Origin of the sequence: Pantoea eucrina (assembly GCF_002095385.1) — a bacterium.
GTDB lineage: Bacteria > Pseudomonadota > Gammaproteobacteria > Enterobacterales > Enterobacteriaceae > Pantoea > Pantoea eucrina.
This window is the reverse complement of record NZ_MIPP01000013.1, coordinates 21,371-40,195: the sequence shown is the minus strand read 5'-3', so window position 1 is coordinate 40,195 and position 18,825 is coordinate 21,371. Positions and strand designations below refer to the sequence as shown.

The window sequence follows — 18,825 nt, the reverse complement described above, 5'->3', positions numbered from 1 at the left end:
CCTGCCCGGCTTTAGCAGCGGCAATAAAAAAGCGGCATCGCTGCCGCTTTTACTGTTTTACTGCTGCTCAGGCACGCGGTGGCAGTGCCTGCGGATTCAGCGTCAGCTTCTGATAGCTCTCCAGCCACTGATGATACTTATCCGCGTTTTCCCACAGCCGGGTATGCACGCGCGCCAGAACCACAGGATCGCTGATCAGCTGCAGACGCTGTTCGCGATTCAGTTTTTCCGGTGCATCGCTCAGCGCCTGATCGACATGCCGGTCACGGGCGTGATCCAGCAGCGTGCTCTGTTTATGACGCGACGTAGCCAGTGCGGTTGCCAGCGCATTGAACGCCGGGTTAAACAGCGCATGCATAAAGCCATGCTTCAGCGCCCGCTCGCGGTTGATCTGCAGATAGTGATCTGTATCAACCAGCTCTTTTGGCGGCTCATACTCTTCCGGGATCAGGAACAGTTTCGCCCGCCGGCTTTTCAGACCCACGGTCGCGCGGCTCGACATCACCGACACAAACGGCGACAGGATCAGCGAGAAGACAATAGGTGCCAGCCACCACAGGAAGTTGAGGTCCAGCACGCCCATGCCCACGGCCCAGACGATGCCAAGCAGCATCTGCGAACCGTGACGGCGGAACGCTTCGCTCCACGGAGTGGCATCATCATCACGCTGCGGTGAATTCCAGACCACCTCCCAGCCGAGGAAGGCGCTGACCACAAACACGGTGTGGAACAGCATGCGCACCGGCGCCAGCAGCACCGAGAACAGCATCTCCAGCATCAGCGAGATGAACAGACGCAGCGCGCCGCCATAAGCCTTAGCCCCTTTGCACCAAATCAGCACCACGCTCAGCAGCTTCGGCAGGAACAGCAGCACCAGCGTGGTGGAAAAGAGCGCAATAGCCAGATCGGGACGCCATTGCGGCCAGACCGGGAAGAGCTGACGCGGCTGCAGGAAGTAGGTCGGCTCCATCAGGGTATGGACCACCTGCAACGCCGTGGAAAGCGCAAGGAACATAAACCAGAGCGGCGCCGAGAGATAGGACATAACGCCGGTCAGGAAGACGGCACGGTGCACCGGATGCATCCCTTTTACCAGGAACAGGCGGAAGTTCATCAGGTTACCGTGACACCAGCGACGGTCGCGCTTTAGCTCATCCAGCAGGTTAGGCGGCAGCTCCTCATAAGAACCCGGCAAATCGTACGCGATCCAGACGCCCCAGCCGGCGCGGCGCATCAGCGCAGCTTCAACAAAGTCGTGCGAAAGAATTGAACCGGCAAATGAGCCTTCACCCGGCAGCGGCGCCAGCGCACAGTGCTCGATAAAGGGCTGTACGCGAATAATGGCGTTATGTCCCCAGTAGTGCGACTCGCCCAGCTGCCAGAAGTGCAGCCCTGCGGTAAACAGCGGCCCGTAAACGCGGGTGGCAAACTGCTGGCAGCGCGCATAGAGCGTATCCATACCGGAGGCTTTTGGCGAAGACTGGATAATCCCGGCATTCGGGTTCGCTTCCATCATACGTACCAGACCGGTCAGGCACTCACCGCTCATCACGCTGTCAGCGTCCAGCACCACCATGTAGCTGTAGTTGCTGCCCCAGCGGCGACAGAAGTCATCGATGTTACCGCTTTTACGCTTCACGCGGCGGCGGCGGCGGCGGTAAAAAATCTTGCCCGCTCCGCCCACGTCGCGTACCAGCTCCATCCACGCTTTTTGCTCGGCAATCGCGATATCCGCATCGTAGCTGTCGCTGAGAATATAGACATCAAAATGCTCAGCATTCCCGGTGCGCTTTACCGACTCCCAGGTGGCGCGCAGTCCGGCAAAAACACGCTCCACATCTTCGTTACAGATGGGCATGATCAGCGCGGTGCGGTGCTCCGGGTTCAGCGGCTCATCACCCGTGGTTGAGTAAGAGATACTGTATTTATCGCGTCCAATCAGCAGCTGCAGGAACCCCATCAGCGCCGTCCAGAAGCCCGCCGATACCCAGCAGAACAGAATAGCGAACAGGAACAGAATGCCGGTCTGCAGAATATAAGGCAGGATCAGCTTCACCGACTCGATCCAGTTCTGCTGAAACAGCCCGACAGGATCGAGCAGCGTCCAGCCCTGATAAGGCAGAATGGTTTTCATATACCAGGTCGCGACCACGGTCTGCGCGATGGTCAGAATCAGCAGCGTATAGCGGCGCATCGAACCGACATGACGCCACTTATCCTCCGCGCGCTGCTCCTCTGCGGTTGCGTAACGCGGTTGCACTTTTTGCCCGCGCAGCGAGTTCCAGGCGCGCGCCAGCGGATTGGTACGCCAGGCTTCCGGGAACATCAGCGAGCGTTTAACCGGCGGCATCGCTTTTAACGTCGTGCGATCGAGATAATCTTTACTGAACTGCTGGCCATCCGCTACCGCATCCGGCCATGTCATCGCTATGCGTGATGAGACAGATTTCAGCGGCGCATCGTCAGGCCGATCGCTGGCTGCGTTATCCTGCCCCAGCACCGTATGAATGGCGTGGAAGGCGGGCGCATTTTGCAGCGATGTGCTGAGCCGCGCGCGACCTGCCGCATCAAGCGGCAGCGCCTCCACATAAGATTGAGGTAAAAAAGTCGATTTATTCATTGGCAGGTAACTGATAGCTCCAGGTTTCCGTCAATGTCTTGTCACCGCTTACCAGCGCGGCGCGCATTTCGGTTGATTGCTTGCTGTCTTTCACGCGCAGACGCAGCACCAGACGCCAGCCTTTGGTCACCGGATTGTAGCGTACGCTCTGCTCAACCACTTCGGCGTTATCGCCAACGCTAACCTGCGGTGCTACCTGCGTATCCTCCGGCAGCATGCTCATCGCTTTACCGGTGAAGTCGAGGGTAAAGGCGACAGAACCATCAGGCTGGCGGACCAGATTAGACTGTTTCACATCACCCGCAGAACGCAGGGTATCTTTGACCCAGGCAACATCATCCTGATGCAGCTGATTCTCATCGCGGGTGAAGTGCAGACGATAGTTGAAATTCATCTCTTTGCCCGCGTCAGGCAGTTTTTCCGGCGTCCAGAAGGCGACGATGTTGTCATTGGTCTCATCCGCAGTCGGGATCTCAACCAGCTCAACGCGCCCTTTACCCCAGTCACCCTGCGGCTCAACCCAGGCGCTTGGACGCATATCATAGCGATCGTCGAGATCCTGATAGTGGCTGAAGTCGCGTCCGCGCTGCAGCAGACCAAAACCTTTCGGGTTTTCAATCGTAAAGGTGCTGACCGCCAGATGGCGTGGATTGTTCAGCGGGCGCCAGATCCATTCACCGTTACCGGCGTGGATCGAGAGGCCGTTGGAGTCGTGCAGCTCCTGACGGAAGTTGCTGACCGGCGAAGGCTGATTAGCACCAAACAGGAACATACTGGTCAGCGGTGCCACGCCCAGTTTACCCACGTTATCACGCAGATAAACTTTAGACTGCACATCCACCACCGAGGCTTTGCCTGGCTTCAGCACAAAGCGGTAGGCTCCCGCAGCGCGCGGTGAATCAAGCAGCGCGTAAATAACCAGCTGCTTCGCCTGAGGTTTCGGGCGCTCGATCCAGAACTCTTTAAAGCGCGGGAACTCTTCACCAGAGGGCAGCGCGGTGTCAATTGCCAGACCGCGTGCGGAAAGACCATAGACCTGGTCTTCCCCGATTACGCGGAAGTAGCTGGCACCAAGGAAGCTGCTGATCTCATCCTGCTTTCCTTTGTTATTCAGCGGATAGAGTACTTTGAATCCGGCAAAGCCGAGATTTTTTACCGCATCAGCGTCATGTTTGACGTTGCCGAAATTGAAATAAGCCGGATCGTATTTAATTTCACTCACCGATGAGGCGGTGACTTCGTTAATCTTCACCGGCGTGTCGAAGTACATCCCCTGATGGTAAAACTCGAGCTTAAACGGCGTGCGCAGCTTGCCCCAGTATGCCTTGTCGTGGTTAAACTGGATCTGCTGATAATCCGCAAATTTCATTTCACGAAATTGAGAGGGTAAATTACTTTTTGGCGCTTCAAAACCTTTACCTGCCAGGGCCTTAGCCTGTTTTGCCACATCATCAATGTTAAACGCCCAGCTATTATTTGCGTACAGCGCCAGCAGTACTGCTGCGCTGGTCCAGCGCATCTTCACCAGCCCGCTATTATTTTTCACTTTATTTAGCACATCCCCCCCTTTCGTGTGCTCAGATCAAACCCACTCATCTTAATGGATTATTCGGTTTTCCGACAGCTTATGTAAAACATTGTTCCGCGCAGCGCCAAGCCTCCAGAGCACTTTTCGGAATATTAAACCCGGCAGTTTAAGAAACAGAATCAACTGATAGTATAGGCTGTTAACCGGCAACAGAATGTTCTGCTGCACGATCTGGTTTCAGGGTGAAACCAGCCTGTATAGGATGAACCGGAAGCTTATGAGCGCTGTAAAACCTGAACGCGAATATTTTCTCGACTCGATTCGAGCTTACCTGATGCTGCTGGGGGTGCCGTTTCACGTCTCGCTGATCTACTCGACACAGCGCTGGTCCGTAAACAGCCAGGATGCCACGCTGTGGCTGACCATTTTTAACGATTTCATCCATGCATTTCGCATGCAGGTGTTTTTTGTTATCTCCGGCTATTTTTCCTACATGCTTTATCTGCGCTACCAGCCGGCACGCTGGCTGAAAGTCAGGCTGGAGCGCGTGGGCATTCCGCTGCTCGCCGCTATCCCGCTGATTACGCTGCCGCAGTTCTTTCTGCTGAAATATCTCACTCACAAGCTTGATGGCTGGGATCGCTTTTCAGCGTATGACAAATACAATGCTCTGGCGTGGGATCTGATCTCGCACCTCTGGTTTCTGCTGGTCCTGGTGATCCTGACGGCGCTGGGTATGCTGACATTTCGCTGGCTGCGCAACCAGCAAAGCACGCGTAACTATCAGCAGACAGGCTGGGGTAGCGTAACGCTGGCACTGCTGGGCTACGCGCTACTGTGGTGCCTGCTGCGTCGCACGCTGCTGCTGCTGACGCCGGGCATCATGATGGATGGACTCTTTACCATTGCGGTTATGCAAACGCTGACGTATCTGCCGTTCTTTATGCTGGGCGCGCTGAGCTGGAAACATCCGCCGCTGAAAGCGCTGTTTGTGCGGTTCAACCCGCTGATCTGCTTTGGCACCGTGCCGGTCTTTATCGCCTACTACCTGAATCAGCGCTATGGCAACGGCGACGGCTGGCTCTATGAGACCGATATGCTGCTCTCAACGCTGATGGGCGTGTGCATGCTGAACGTCTGCTATAGCGTCGGGCACCGCCTGCTGAACAGCCACTCTCCGCGTATCGTTTATCTGGTTAACGCCTCGCTGTTTATCTATCTCGTCCATCATCCGCTCACTATCCTGTATGGGATATATGTGACGCCGCACATCAGCAATAACACGCTGGGTTTCTTTGTTGGGCTGATAACGGTATTTGCCGCAGCGTTTGCGCTTTATGAGATCCACCTGCGTATCCCGCTGCTGCGCTTTCTGTTTTCCGGCAAAAAGGCGGCGCAGAAAGGGTGAGGCTGCACCGGCGGCGCGTTTCAGCGCGCCGCTACAGCAGCCACTCTACCGGCAGCCGCCATACCAGCCGCACCAGCAGGCGCTGCAGCAGCGTTGACTGCGGTTCATGTTTATGTACCACTTCTGCGCCCTGCTCATCCTGTTCTATCCAGTTCACCCGGCCCCACTTGTCCAGCCGCAGCGTCCAGGCCCGATGTTGCATACCGCGACTGAAGCGATCATGCGTCTGGCGCGCCAGGGCTTCACTCTCAATGACCAGTCCCATTTCGGTGTTCAGCACCGCAGAGCGGGGGTCAAAATTAAATGAACCCACAAAGACTTTGCGATTATCAACGGTAAACGTTTTTGCATGCAGGCTGGAGCCGGAGTTACCCGTTAACCCGCGATCGTGCGGTGGTTCGCCGGCGTGTGCCTGAGGTTTCAGCTCATATAGCGCAATACCGTGACGCAGCAACTTTTTTCGCCAGCGCGCATACCCGGCATGCACCACGGTGACATCATTGGCCGCCAGTGAGTTGGTCAGTACGGCGATACGCACGCCGCGCCGGCGCAGTGACAATAGCTGCGCCACCCCGGCGCGGGTCGGGACAAAATAGGCTGAGATAATATCGAACTGCTGCTGTGGCGTGCCGATGACCTCCAGCATCCGCTGCGGCAGCAGGCTGCTGCGTCTGGCTTTGCCCAGCCCTTTGCGCGGATCGTCGCTCAGCAGGCGCGCCTCAGCCCAGGTCATCGCCAGCGCGCCCTGCTCCAGCTGGCTGACAAAATCGGAGTGGTTAAGACGCGCCAGATAACGCTGCACCGCCTTGCTCTGCTGCCACTCCGGCGGCAGGCGCACCGCTTCGCCCTCATCGCTGCGCACGTCCACTACGCTGCGCAGCGGCGATACCGCCTGGCTATGCCAGTAGCGCTCGAAATCTGCGGTAACCTCATCGACGACCGGCCCGATGGCCAGCACGTCGAGATCGGTAAACAGGGGCTCATTGCCGGTACCAAAATATTCATCCCCGACGTTGCGCCCCCCCACCAGCGTTGCGGCGCCATCTACCGTCAGACTTTTATTATGCATCCGGCGATTGAGGCGCGCGAAGTCAGTCAGGTAGCCCAGCGCGCGCAGCGTGCGGAATGAAAACGGGTTAAACAGCCTGACCGAAATGTTCGGATGACGTTCCAGCTCCGCCAGCGTGTTATCCAGCCCCGGCGTATTGTTATCATCCAGCAGTAAGCGCACCCTGATACCGCGGCCGGCAGCGTCCAGCAGCGCGCTGAACAGCAGGCGTCCGGACATGTCGTTATGCCAGATGTAGTACTGCACATCGATAGTGTGCCGCGCCATGCTCATCAGCAGGTAACGCGCAGCAAACGCGTCAAGCCCGTCGTTAAGCGGATGGATGCCGCTCAGGCCGGGATGCTGCGCGCACTGCTGCGCCACGCTTTGCCGTAATTCATCGCCCGCGGCTAACTGGCCGGGCAGCGCTGCTGCTTCGCTCATACTGGATCCCTGAATACGTAATCACGCTTATTATTGGCATTGTCGCTGTGGCAGGCAACCTGCACGCCTGACCGGCAGAGCCGGCTGCTAATTTAGTCTAGACTTAGCCCGTGGTTCTGCATCGGGCGATTACCCTGAGGAGTGAAATATGACCGCGTTACTGCCTCATTATCAACCCCGGCTTTTTCGCAGTTTTTTTCAGGGCAGCTTTCCCTGCTCTACCGCCTGTCGCAGCGGCGGCCGCCGTCTGGATATGGTTGTCAGTAGCGGACACGATATGCTGCTGGACAAAGATTACGCCGCGCTGGTGCGGGAAGGTTTGCTCACGGCGCGCGACGGTGCGCGCTGGCATCTGATTGAAGCGACGCCTGACCACTACGACTGGCGCTCCTTTCTGCCAATGATCCATGCGGCCGCACGCCACAATATGCAGATTATCTGGGAGCTGGCGCATTTTGGTTATCCGGCACACCTCGATATCTGGAAACCGGCGTTCGTTGAGCACTTTGCCCGCTATGCACGCGCTATGGCACAGCTGATGCGCGATGAGGGCGTGGAGCAGCCGTTTTTTACCCCGATTAATCAAATCTCATTCTGGGCCTGGGCCGGGGCTGATGTTTCATGGCTCGATCCTTACGCCAGCGAACGCGGACGCGATCTGAAGCGCCAGCTGGTGCGCGCCTCGCTGGCCGCGATGCATGCGATCCGCGATGTCTATCCTGAAGCACGCTTTGTGCTGACCGATCCGCTGGTGCAGATCGCTGCGGATCCGGATAAGCCAGAGAGTGCCGGGCATGCTGCCCGGCAGCATGAGATGCAGTTTGAAGCATGGGACTGGCTGGCCGGGCGCGCTGAACCGGGACTCGGCGGACAGGCGGACTTTCTCGATATTCTGGGCCTGAACTACTATCCCGACAACCACTGGTTCTGGTCAGGCGATACCCTGCCACCCGATCATCCGCAGCGTCAGCCCCTGCACCAGCTGCTGCTGGCGTGCTGGCAGCGCTATCAGCGTCCGCTGCTGCTGGCGGAAACGGGGGCTGAAGGCGATGCGCGCGCGCCCTGGCTGCGGCACGTCAGTGCGGAAGCGCGGCTGGCGCTGGCTCAGGGCGTTGCGCTGGAGGGAATTTCACTCTATCCGGTGGTGGAGTATCCCGCCTGGGCGGACGATCGCCGCTCTCCCGGCGCCTGTTCGGGCTGGGCGATCCTAACGGTAATCGTACTCTGCATGAGGGACTGGCCCTGGAGCTGCGCGGTCAGCAGATCAAATGGCAGCGTCAGGAGCGCTGAGCGTGACGGGAAGCGGGCGCACAGCTTCTGGCGTCCTGCAGCGTATCGGCAGGACGGCGCACATCGGTAAGCCAGGTCATGGTAACAAGAAAAATCACGCCAATCAGACAGGCACAGAGTAAGGCGATGATAGCGATCAGTTTATCGTCGCGAGCGTCCATTTAGCTCTCCTTGCAGGCGTTGATACTGCGTTGCAGGCGTTAGCTCATCCACAGAGTGAGCATCAGGACAAAGATTATAAGCGTTACCGAAGTGACCGCAAGAACCACGATAGCGAAGTGCGCATCATCAAGCGGTTGACGGTGAGACTCGTCGTTATCGTCAGGTGGGGACGGCAAACTCATGAAAACTCAATAGCGTAAGCAGAATCAGGGCAAAATTGCGCGCTGAGTGTAATGGAAAGTGATAAATATTTCACGACTATTTCTGTGCGAAACAGATACCGCGCGTGACTTTATTACTTTCCTGCTACCGCCAGGATCCCGCTTCAGGCGGCGTGCCAGCCGCCACCCAGCGCCCGATAGAGATCGATTTGCGCCTGCAGCAGATTATTTTTTACCGAGACAATATTAAGCTGCGTGCTGAACAGCGTACGCTGTGCATCAAGCTCATCAAGATACGAAGCATAACCATTCTGATAGCGATTCCGGGCAATCCGGTACGCTTCCGCTACAAACTGCTCCTGCTTTTGCAGTTCCGCCAGCTGCTCCTGATTACGGCGGATCGCATCCAGCGCATCCTCTGTTTCTGAGAAAGCGTTACGCACCGTTTTTTCATAGCTATAGAGCGCCTGATTGCGCGTAGCCATCTGCACGTCAACCTGTGCCGTCAGCGCTTCGCGATTAAGCAGCGGTGCCAGGATACTGCCCCCCAGGCTCCAGAGACGAAACGGATTATCCAGTAGCGTATGCAGCTCGCTGCTTTGCAGCGTGCCGCTGGCGGTGAGGTTGAGTGAAGGCAGCAGTCTGGCGCGTGCGGACGCCAGAGAGGCATCTGCTGCCAGCAGCTCACGCTGCGCCTGAACAATGTCGGGACGCCGGTTCAGCAGCTGCGACGGCAGCAGCGCGGGCAGAGCGTGCGGCCGGATGTTGTCAAAGCGATGGCTGCGTGCGATTTCACGCGGGTTCATGCCCGCCAGAACGCTTAATGCGTTCTCCTGCTGCGCGATCTGATGCTGCAGCTGCGGAATTTGCGCGCTGGCCGTCTGGTACTCTGACTCCGCCTGCATCCACTCCAGTCGCGACGTATAGCCGGTTTCAAACTGCGCCGGGCAAGCTGGCGGGAGTTTTCGCGCGTTGCCAGCGTCGCCTGCGTCACGCGCAGCTGTTCATCCAGCGAGGCAAGCGTAACGTAGCCCGATGCCACTGAGCTGGCAACGGTAAGCTCAGCCGCCGCCGCAGCAGCGCGCTGCGCCTCCAGCGTCGCCTCCGCCGCGCGTATGCTGTTACTGCGGCTGCCCCAGAGATCGACCTCATAATTAGCCTGCAGTAAACCCTGAAACACCGCGCTTTCATAAGGCTGGCCGGTTGCCGCCGAGAGCGAACGCTGACGGCTGGCAGCCACACCGGCAGAGAGCGCCGGAAAGTTATCGCCCTGCGCCGCGCGCACCTGCGCCCGGTACTGATCGACCCGCGCCCGGGCAAGAAGAATATCGCTATTATATTTCAGTGCCTGACTGACCAGACGATTCAGATCGCTGTCGCCAAAGGTGCGCCACCATGCGGCTTCCGGCGGCGCCTGCGGTCCGGTCCGATCGCGCCACTGCTCCGGGATGGGCAGCGAAGCGGGCGCTTTTTCAACCTGGGTCGCACAGCCGCTGAGCAGCAACAGCGCAAGTGATAAAGGTAACAGTGGCTTCACGGCGTCTCCTTCGCCGGCTCTGCGGCAGTATCGATGCTGACCTCCACTGACATGCCCGGACGCAGCAGCTGCTGCGCATCGGGATCGAGGCCGATCCGTACCGGAATGCGCTGCGCAATCTTCACAAAGTTTCCGGTGGCATTGTCGGGGGAGATGGCGCTGAACTCTGAGCCAGCCGCAGGAGAGATAAACTCTACTCTGCCGCTGAAGCGACGGCCGTTAAGCGCATCAACGCTAAACGTTACCGGTAAGCCCGGGCGAATATGTGCCAGCTGCGTCTCTTTAAAATTGGCAATCACCCACTTTTTATCCGGCACCACCGAAGTGAGACGCGTACCGGCGGTAACATAGGTTCCTTTACGCACGGAGAGCTGTCCCAGCTGACCACTATCAGGTGCCACAATCCGGGTGTTAGCAAGGTCGATATTCGCCAGCTCCAGCGCCGCACGGGCGTTAGCCACGTCAGCTTCCAGCGAAGCGCGGTTTACTACCACGGTTTGCAGATTCTGTTGCGCTACGGCAACCTGCGCTTCGGCCTGCCGCATCTGCGCCTGCGCCTGCGCATCCGCGGCACGCGACGCATCACGCTCGCGCACCGAAAGCGACCCATCCGACGCCAGATTTTCCACCCGTTTCAGGTCGAGCCCGCTTTTCTGCCTCTGTGCCCGGGCATTCTCCAGCGCGGCTTTATTGCTGAGAATGGTCGCTTCAGCGCTTTTTCGCTGCTGCTGATTATTTTTCAGTGCCGCCACTTTCATCTCCAGCTGCGCCTGAGCCTGATGCACGCGCTGACGATAGATACGATCGTCAATGGTCATCAGCAGCTCGCCCTGCTTCACCGGCTGCAGATCCACAACTTCAACGCCGGTCAGATAGCCGCTGACCTGCGGACTGATAAAGGTGATCTGACCGCGCACATAGGCGTTTTCCGTGGTCTGTACGCTGCTGGTAAACGGCCAGAGCTGCCAGGCATAAAGAATTACCAGCACACCCACAATCACAATTCCCGCGCCAGCGGCGATGGAAAGCGTGCGGCGGCGATGCGCACGTTCGCGCTCAGCCACCTGCAGATCATCCTGTTGACTCATCTCTTCTCCGTTTAGTTCGCTGAGGGCGCTGTCTGACGCGGCTCATCATGATGATTTTTCGCCTGCCGCCACGCAAGATAACGCTGACGCGACAGCCGCCATAATACCCACAGCAGCGTGCACATCGCCAGGGCTGCCGTGAGCAGATAAGTGTCATTATACGCAAGGACGTTCGCCTGCAGCGTGGCGACGGTCTGCAGCTGGCTGCTGCTCTGGGCGCCCAGCAGCACGCTATCGGTCAGCTGACTGCGAAACAGCGCGCTGTACTGATCCAGCCGTTCCGTCACGTTAGGATCGAGCTGCGAGAGTTGGTCGGCCAGCAGGCTGGAGTGATACTTCTCCCGCCAGGTCTGAAACGTTCCGAGAATGGCTGAACCAATCAGCCCGCCCAGATTCTGGCTCATACCAAACAGCACCACAAAGCTGACCAGGTTTTTCGGCTGCGTCACCACGCTGCCGATCCCCAGCAGCATCGCTGGCGCCAGGAAAAAGGCGCTGCTGAAGCCCAGCAGGAACTGGCTAAAATAGAGGTTGTGCGCGCGCGTCAGCGGATTTGACTGCGCGTCCATCAGCGAAGCCACAATCATAATTGCCAGCGAGGTTACAATTGGCCAGTTAAGCTGGCCAGGCTTGATGGTCAGCGCACTGGCGATGATGCCGCAGATGACGCCGGCAATAATGGCCAGCGCCAGGCCATGCAGCTGATCGTTAAGCAGCCCCAGCTGCTGCAAAAAGCCGATCGCCCCGGTGTTCTGCTCAGCCAGCACAATACGGATCATGATCATGGCGATACCCAGCCGGACAATCATGCCGCTACTCAGCCAGCGGGTGTTGATCAGTGGATTGGTCCGGTTATGCTCCACCACAACGGCTGAAACAATCAGCACCAGCGCCAGCGCCAGACAAACACCCAGCCACGGCGTGGTAAACCACCATTCGATGCGTCCCAGTGACAGCACACCGCACAGCAGCGCCATACCCGGTGCCAGCAGCAGAAAGGTGACAAAATCGAGTTTTTCAAACGCTTTAATGCGGTCTCCCGGGGGCAGCCTGACCACCAGCACGCAGCCGAGCGCAATCAGCGCCAGCCCGAGCTCAAACAGATAGAGACCACGCCACTCCTCCAGCTGCAGCAGCTCGGTAGAAAAGAGTCGCGCCAGCGGGATCGCCAGCTGGGAAGCCGTGATACCGATCACCAGCGCTTTCAGCCGGTGTTTTGCCGGCCACGCCTGTACCTGATAGTAGATCCCCAGCGAACTGAGCGCGGCAGCCACCATTCCGTGTGCGGTGCGCACAATAATGGCGGAACTGAGATCGTTGGCGAACAGATGAAAAAACGCCACGATGACATACAGCACCAGAAACGCTTCGGTAAACAGCCGCAGGCCAAACTGCTGGCGAAATTTTACCAGCAGCAGGTTAATTGAAATGTTTCCCATCACATAAACCGCCGGCAGCCAGGCGATCTCATTGCTGTAAGCGGCAAACGTCCCCTGCAGATTGGTCAGGTTTGCCGTGACCAGCGCGTTGCTGAGCGCGCCGGTCAGCGTGATCAGCAAGCCAATCAGGCCAAACGCGACGCGCTTGCCTGGCGAATGCAGCGGCGTGGAGGGGGAGCCTGGCAGCATCGGCTTTTCATGCGGCAGCCATTCCCGCTGCGCGTAGGGATTACGTCTGGCCATGCTCAGGCGCTACCCAGACGATCGAGCAGCTGCTGCAGCACCGTCTCCGTGACAGCCAGCGCAGCGGGATCGATATCAGCCAGCAGCTGACTGCGCAGATCGTCTGCCTGCGCTTTGACCTGAGTAAACGCCTGCTCTCCCTGCGTCGTCAGCACCAGCAGACGCTTACGCCGATCTTCGGGCGTTTGCAGACGAGCCAGCAGCTGCTGCTTCACAAGCCGATCCACCAGTGGCACCACGCTCGCGTCCTCCAGACCCAGCTGCTGCGCCAGCGCTTTCTGCGTCAGCGGCTGACTGGCGGTGGCGACGCTGGCAATCGCCATCCAGCTGCTCATACTCAAATCGCTCTCTTTCAGCCGGCGATCGACCGCCAGCCGCCATGCGTGAGCCGTCTGATGTAAAAGCCGGGAAAAGGGCTGCGGGTAGTCGGTCAAGATTAGCCACCTAATGGTTAGATACCTAACTAAAAGAAGGCGTAATTATAATTCACGCCGCTATAAAAGGGAAAAGGTTGTATCGATTTGAGATAAACACCTGTACATGTCAGACCACAGCCTGCCGTAATCCCCGCTAACCGGCTAATATCGCACAAAATGCTTAAGAAATTAGTTGTACACAAACCCTGTTTTTGTATAACTTTAGCGCCATGAATCGGCTGACGATTCAGTAACGAATGATGCTTTTGCGTCGCCTCTGCAGGTGTTTTTGGATTTCCACCTGCAGAGGTTATTTTTTACCCTGCTGCTCTCTCTCTTTCGCTGGTCTGGACCACCAATGACCGGTAACATTCGCACGCTAAACATCCTGTTTTTCTGCTGCCTCGCTGCCGCATACGCTTTATAACTTAAGAGTCCGCACACGTTATGAATTCACAAACCGATCGCAATAGTGCTGACGCGGGCGATTTAACGGTCGCCCGCGTTCTGCGTTCACCCGCCCTGCTTACCCGCGAATGCCTGGCCGGGGTGATCACCGCGCTGGCACTCATTCCTGAAGTTATCTCTTTCTCTGTTATTGCGGGTGTTGATCCCAAAGTCAGCCTGATCGCTTCGGTCGTGCTCTGTCTGACGCTTTCACTGCTGGGCGGGCGTCCGGCGATGGTGACCGCGGCGGCCGGTTCAGTGGCGCTGGTTATTGGCCCGATGGTTCATGCGCACGGCGTGGCCTATATTCTGCCTGCCGTGATTCTGGCGGGCGTTATTCAGATTGTGTTTGGCGTCACCGGCCTTTCGCGCATGATGCGTTATATCCCGCGTTCGGTGATGCTGGGCTTTGTCAACGCGCTGGGCGTACTGATTTTCTTTGCGCAAGTGCCGCACGTCTGGGGCCATTCCGCGCTGGTCTGGGGCCTGTTTGCCGCCACGCTGGCCATTGTGCTGCTGCTGCCGCGCGTACTGAAAAGTGTTCCCTCACCGCTGGTTGCCATTGTCGTGGTTACCGCCGTCGCTCTGCTGCTCGGTTATCGCGTACCCAGCGTGGGCGATGAAGGTCCGATGAGCGCCGGGCTGCCCGGGTTTACCGAACTGCTGGTGCCGCTGAACCTGCAGACGCTGCAGATCGTCTGGCCCGCCGCGCTCTCCGTTGCGTTTGTTGGCCTGATGGAGTCGCTGCTGACGGCAAAGCTGGTGGACGATCTTACCGACACGCCGTCAGGAAAACGGCGCGAATCCTGGGCGCTGGGCATTGGCAATATTCTCGCCGGTTTCTACGGCGGCATCGCCGGCTGCGCCATGATTGGGCAGACAATTGTCAACGTCGAACTGGGCCGCGCGCGTACCCGGATTTCAACCATAGCGGCGGCACTGGTACTGCTGCTGCTGGTTACTGGCCTGAGCCATATCATGGCGCAGATCCCGATGGTGGTTCTGGCGGGCATTATGATGGTGGTGGCGGTGAAGACCGTTAACTGGCACAGCCTGCAACCCGCAACGCTGAAACGGATGCCGTGGTCAGAGACGCTGGTGATGGTGGTGACTGTCGCGATCACCGTCTGGACCAGCAACCTGGCGATTGGCGTGCTGCTCGGCGTGATTCTGGCCATGATGCTGTTTGCCCGGCGTATCGCCCATGTTATTCATGCCGAGCGCACGCTCAGCCCGGAAGGGGATCGGGTTCACTACACCGTACGCGGTCCGCTATTTTTTGCCAGCAGTAATGACCTGTTCGAGCACTTTGATTATGGCCACGATCCGAGCCAGGTCACTATCGATCTGACGCACGCTCAGATCTGGGACGCCTCCAGCGTCGCCGCGCTGGACTCTATCGAATACCGTTATCAGCGTCACGGTGCCACAGTTACCTTTACCGGTCTGGATAACCGCAGCAGCGATTTTCGCGATCGCCTGAGCGGCAACCTCGGTTAATCCGCCTGTCAGCAGGGCGCCTCTGAGCGCCCTGCCCGCGCGCTCCGCGCTGTTTCTGCCCGTCCTTATGTCTTAAATCTCCCGTTTCGCTTGCAAGTTAGCCCTTCAGCGGCTTTGCTTAACGGCGCAACGCGCTGATTGGCAGGCGTATAAAAGCAGTTTATTAAGGGGATTGTATGTCGTGGATTATGAAAGCAGGTCTGGTAGCGGTTACGCTTTTTTCACTGGCAGGCTGCATGCAGCATAGTGATGCCGTGGGTGCCGACGGTCGTCCGCACGCGCCAAGTAACCAGCCGGTGCCAGGCGCCAGCGAAGGCGAAGGCCCGGTCGGCCAGCCGCAGGGTTAATTTTCGCTACCCGCTGCGCCGGGTAGTTATTGCCCATTCGGGGTATTGACAGGCTCTCTTTGCTGACATTCCGCGTATGAAATCGGGGTTAGCTGTTAGCTTTACTCTTTGCCGACTTTGTCATAAGCAGACCGCGCCAGGGCTATTTTTTGCGGCTCTCTCTCAGCTCTTCTCTCCGATGACAGGTCCTGAAGCCCGTGAGTCCGGTTAATATCAGGGAGACGCTCTGTCATGACTTCCTGAGCTAATTGGCCTAACAACGTATCTACTTCTCTCTCATCCGGTCGCGCTACGGATACCTTTTTTCTATCAGGCCTGCTACCTGATTGAACAGGTGCTGCTCTTCAGCAACCAGCTTTTCAGTAACCCTCTCCATGTCAGTCAGACGTTGCTTTAGCTCTCCCTCAGTGAGATTTTTCTGCAGAGCCCAGGTGAAAGCCGTAATAGCAGCGTCAGCTTCATTTCTTAACCGGTCTGCCGTACTGATAATCGGCCCCAGATTAGCCGGCACACTCGTCTTACGCGCTGCAGCCGTTCCGGATTTGGCTGCCAGCGCTTGCAGTATGGCCTGCATTTTCTTCCCCATCTCTTCTCTTGTACTCTGCCAGGCATCCATGCGGGCATGATAATCCCGGCTGACACGGGCATCGATTTCGCTTCTCTCACGGGCATGTCTGGCCCTGAGATCCTGCCCCCCGGCAACCATATTATCAACGTGGCGATTGAAGGCGTTCCACGCCTGGCGGTCCGCTTCCCTGCGTTTTGCCCGATCTGCTGCTGCCTTAAGTGCCAGCCTTTCTCTGTCCTGCTGAATATTCCTGTCTCGTCGCGAAAGAAGCCCGGTCAGCCTCTGCTCTTTCTGTATAAAACCTTCACGAGTGCTCAGCTGGGTCAACTTTTCTCTGATGCGCTCAGCTTCAGGCGATGGCGCTGCAGACGATCCGGGCTTCCATGCCGTGCCAATGTCAGGATCCCGCTCCAGCTCCGCAGATAATGCGCGCGCAGCTCGCTGAGCCTGCGCACCCTTTCCTGCCGTACTCAAAGTGCGGATTAACCCATCATTCCAGGGGTGCATATTTTGCTGACCACGGTTTTCCAGCAGATGATCCTTTAGCGGGTTGAGCATTGAGGCCAGGGGTGGGTCGCCTGTCGGGTTTTCTTCACTTTTAAGGGTATCGTCTAGTGTCTCAAAGTAATCCGTCGCCAGAGCCTGGCTGAACTCACTGCTCATTTGTGAATAGCCGGCAGGGGAAATATCTTTATCTAAAATAGTCTCAAGCATCTCTTTACCCGGATGGCGCGCCACATCAGCCAGCTGCGGACCCAATTTAAGCAGGGCATTGAGTTCGCGCTGCCGATCCTGGTTCGACATTCCGTGCTGATGTTTCAGCGTTGTCAGGGTTCTGATTGAGCGTAATTTCTTTATTTCAGGTGAGGCGATCTCAGAAGAGGGGTTATCCGGCGCTGAGGCGAAACCAGCATGGCCGACCGGCAGTGCATCGGACCAGGCCTTTTTCAGCTGAGAAGCGGTGACCGCAAAGCCAGCCTCTTTTAAATCCTTTAATACCTGTTCTTCACTGCTGCGGGAGGGTAATTCAGTTTCCTTTAGCCAGGTGCTCAGTGCTGAGCGCGTTACCGCACCACTGCTGCTGCTCGCCAGTGAGGCTAAGGGCGTCAGTCTGTTTGGCAAGACGGTTTCAGCGGTTTCAGCGGTTTCAGCGGTTTCAGCGGATTTTGCGAAGGCTGACGCATCGGGACAATGGTTGCCGATAACTCTGAAGTTGCTTTCGTTTACGTACTCAAGGCTATTTTTACTGACCAGAATATGGGACAACCGTATATCGGAGGTGTCAACCAACCGGATTGACGTATCCGGAAAAATCCTGCCTATGATTTTTTTTAACTTTGAGCGGGTATTTAACTCTTTATCAGACACGCCGATTTTATAAACAGAAAATGGAGAAGCGACAATAATCTCAATGGGTTTATTCGGGTTAAGCGCTTTTATTTCTTTCAGTACATCTTTAAGGGCGTTCTTATCTGCGGCTATTGTTAAGTGCGCTCCTGCTAAAAAATTTTCATGTCTGAAAGTAATCGTAAGGCAACTGCTGACTCCCGGATAGCAGATACGATCGCGGGCTACGCCGGTTTTATCTTCTCTGAGCACCACGGCTGCCGCAACAGGCTCCTGGTCACGGGCCGCAACATGCGTAGTAACCGGCTGCGCCGCTTCACCAAAAGCCAGTTTATACGGGGGTAATTCGCCATATCGATAGCCATGAGGTTTACCAATATAAAAAAACTCACGCTCTCTGTTGTTGAGCTGATCGAGAGCAGAAAGCAGCGTTAGCTTGTCTATCTTTCCTGTTTTGAGCAATCGCCCGCCATGCTGCAGAATCAGTTGTGGTACGGAAATAAACTCGTTTTTATCCGCCTCACTATCAGCATCTACTTTGAGGAGGAGTTTCCCTTCTGCCATAAATTTTTTAGCTGTTTTCTCATGGCTACTGAAAGATAATATGGCTCCCTGGCTGCTGTGCCCGGCAGTATGCTCAAACAACTTTGCCAGATAATCATCAAAACATTCCTCCTCGTTTTCCTGCGTATTGCGGGTTACCCCCGCGCTCGTCACAGTATGCGGATCCGCATAGTGGGCACGATACAGAAACCCATCTTTTATAGCGTAATCGGCGTCTCTTATTTTCTGTTCAGAATCAAAACAGACATCCCGCTTATTAAAAATATTGCTTAACAGCGTTCCCGACTGGTTTTTTTTCAGCGTCGCCGCCAGCGCCAGGTGCTCTATGACATAGGGATCGCTAAAGAATGAGTCCAGAGATACACAGTCCTCTGGTGCAGTGGCATCTGCCGGAGGCTGAGCAACAGGAACAGACTGCGCCGATGCTTTGTTAATAGTAAACATAGTAATCTCCATATCTTTACTGGCTTCGCGCCGGGATCCCTTCCGGCAGCAGCAATCACATTTTAAAGCGCAGACTTCTGACGTGAAAATCCGGAAAAATTGGGTTTATCGATAAGGTGGATGACTGGTTTGCCCGAAATCCGCGATGCGGCAAAAAGTATAGATGCGGCTTTTGAAGAACAACTTTCATAAATCGACCATTAACTACGCTATGCAGCGTTGCC

11 protein-coding genes and 2 pseudogenes are annotated in these 18,825 nt (G+C 56.8%); 4 read left to right on the top strand and 9 right to left on the bottom strand.

Annotation, left to right across the window (positions count from 1 at the left end; translation table 11 throughout):
• Positions 1-67 precede the first annotated feature (67 nt).
• Together mdoH and HA43_RS07880 are read right to left on the bottom strand one after the other, a co-directional pair.
• A complete protein-coding gene (gene mdoH, locus HA43_RS07885) occupies positions 68-2,620 on the bottom strand; it encodes a glucans biosynthesis glucosyltransferase MdoH (protein ID WP_039383749.1) in 2,553 nt (850 codons plus the stop codon).
• Entirely contained in the window at positions 2,613-4,148 is a 1,536-nt protein-coding gene (locus HA43_RS07880; protein WP_211279575.1) for a glucan biosynthesis protein G, read from the bottom strand. Before HA43_RS07880 ends, mdoH begins: the two co-directional genes overlap by 8 nt.
• Positions 4,149-4,425: 277 nt before the next feature.
• Between HA43_RS07880 and mdoC the strand changes: the two genes are divergently transcribed.
• The gene (gene mdoC / locus HA43_RS07875) at positions 4,426-5,556 is read left to right on the top strand and encodes a glucans biosynthesis protein MdoC (RefSeq protein ID WP_039385787.1); all 1,131 of its coding nucleotides are present in this window, start codon (positions 4,426-4,428) and stop codon (positions 5,554-5,556) included.
• Between the two features lie 31 nt (positions 5,557-5,587).
• Here the strand turns inward: mdoC and HA43_RS07870 are convergent, their stop codons facing one another.
• Positions 5,588-7,048 (bottom strand): phospholipase D-like domain-containing protein, encoded by a 1,461-nt coding sequence (locus tag HA43_RS07870; protein ID WP_094111364.1) that lies wholly within the window; start codon positions 7,046-7,048, stop codon positions 5,588-5,590.
• A 148-nt stretch (positions 7,049-7,196) separates the two neighbouring features.
• Here HA43_RS07870 and HA43_RS07865 point away from each other — a divergent pair.
• Positions 7,197-8,338 (top strand): annotated as a pseudogene (locus HA43_RS07865) (glycoside hydrolase family 1 protein).
• Here HA43_RS07865 and HA43_RS19435 read toward each other — a convergent pair.
• The 5 genes and pseudogenes from HA43_RS19435 to HA43_RS07845 all read right to left on the bottom strand — a co-directional run bounded on the left by HA43_RS19435 (position 8,326) and on the right by HA43_RS07845 (position 13,402).
• Entirely contained in the window at positions 8,326-8,499 is a 174-nt protein-coding gene (locus tag HA43_RS19435; RefSeq protein ID WP_158086437.1) for a hypothetical protein, read from the bottom strand. The pseudogene HA43_RS07865 and the gene HA43_RS19435 overlap by 13 nt on opposite strands.
• A 326-nt stretch (positions 8,500-8,825) precedes the next feature.
• A pseudogene (locus HA43_RS07860) lies at positions 8,826-10,198 on the bottom strand (efflux transporter outer membrane subunit).
• Positions 10,195-11,286, bottom strand: coding sequence for an HlyD family secretion protein (locus HA43_RS07855; protein WP_039383736.1), 1,092 nt, complete (start codon positions 11,284-11,286; stop codon positions 10,195-10,197). Before HA43_RS07855 ends, HA43_RS07860 begins: the two are co-directional and overlap by 4 nt.
• An 11-nt stretch (positions 11,287-11,297) precedes the next feature.
• Positions 11,298-12,968, bottom strand: coding sequence for an MFS transporter (locus tag HA43_RS07850; RefSeq protein ID WP_094111363.1), 1,671 nt, complete (start codon positions 12,966-12,968; stop codon positions 11,298-11,300).
• A 2-nt stretch (positions 12,969-12,970) separates the two neighbouring features.
• Positions 12,971-13,402 (bottom strand): MarR family winged helix-turn-helix transcriptional regulator, encoded by a 432-nt coding sequence (locus HA43_RS07845; RefSeq protein WP_039383731.1) that lies wholly within the window; start codon positions 13,400-13,402, stop codon positions 12,971-12,973.
• Positions 13,403-13,831: 429 nt separating this feature from the next.
• Here HA43_RS07845 and HA43_RS07840 point away from each other — a divergent pair, with 429 nt between their 5' ends.
• The gene (locus tag HA43_RS07840) at positions 13,832-15,331 is read left to right on the top strand and encodes a SulP family inorganic anion transporter (protein WP_094111362.1); all 1,500 of its coding nucleotides are present in this window, start codon (positions 13,832-13,834) and stop codon (positions 15,329-15,331) included.
• A 176-nt stretch (positions 15,332-15,507) separates the two neighbouring features.
• Positions 15,508-15,678, top strand: coding sequence for a hypothetical protein (locus HA43_RS19015; RefSeq protein WP_039383726.1), 171 nt, complete (start codon positions 15,508-15,510; stop codon positions 15,676-15,678).
• Positions 15,679-15,967: 289 nt separating this feature from the next.
• Here HA43_RS19015 and HA43_RS07835 read toward each other — a convergent pair whose 3' ends face one another.
• Positions 15,968-18,601: a hypothetical protein gene (locus HA43_RS07835; RefSeq protein WP_128083789.1), complete on the bottom strand. Its 2,634-nt coding sequence runs from the start codon at positions 18,599-18,601 to the stop codon at positions 15,968-15,970.
• Between the last annotated feature and the right edge of the window lie 224 nt (positions 18,602-18,825).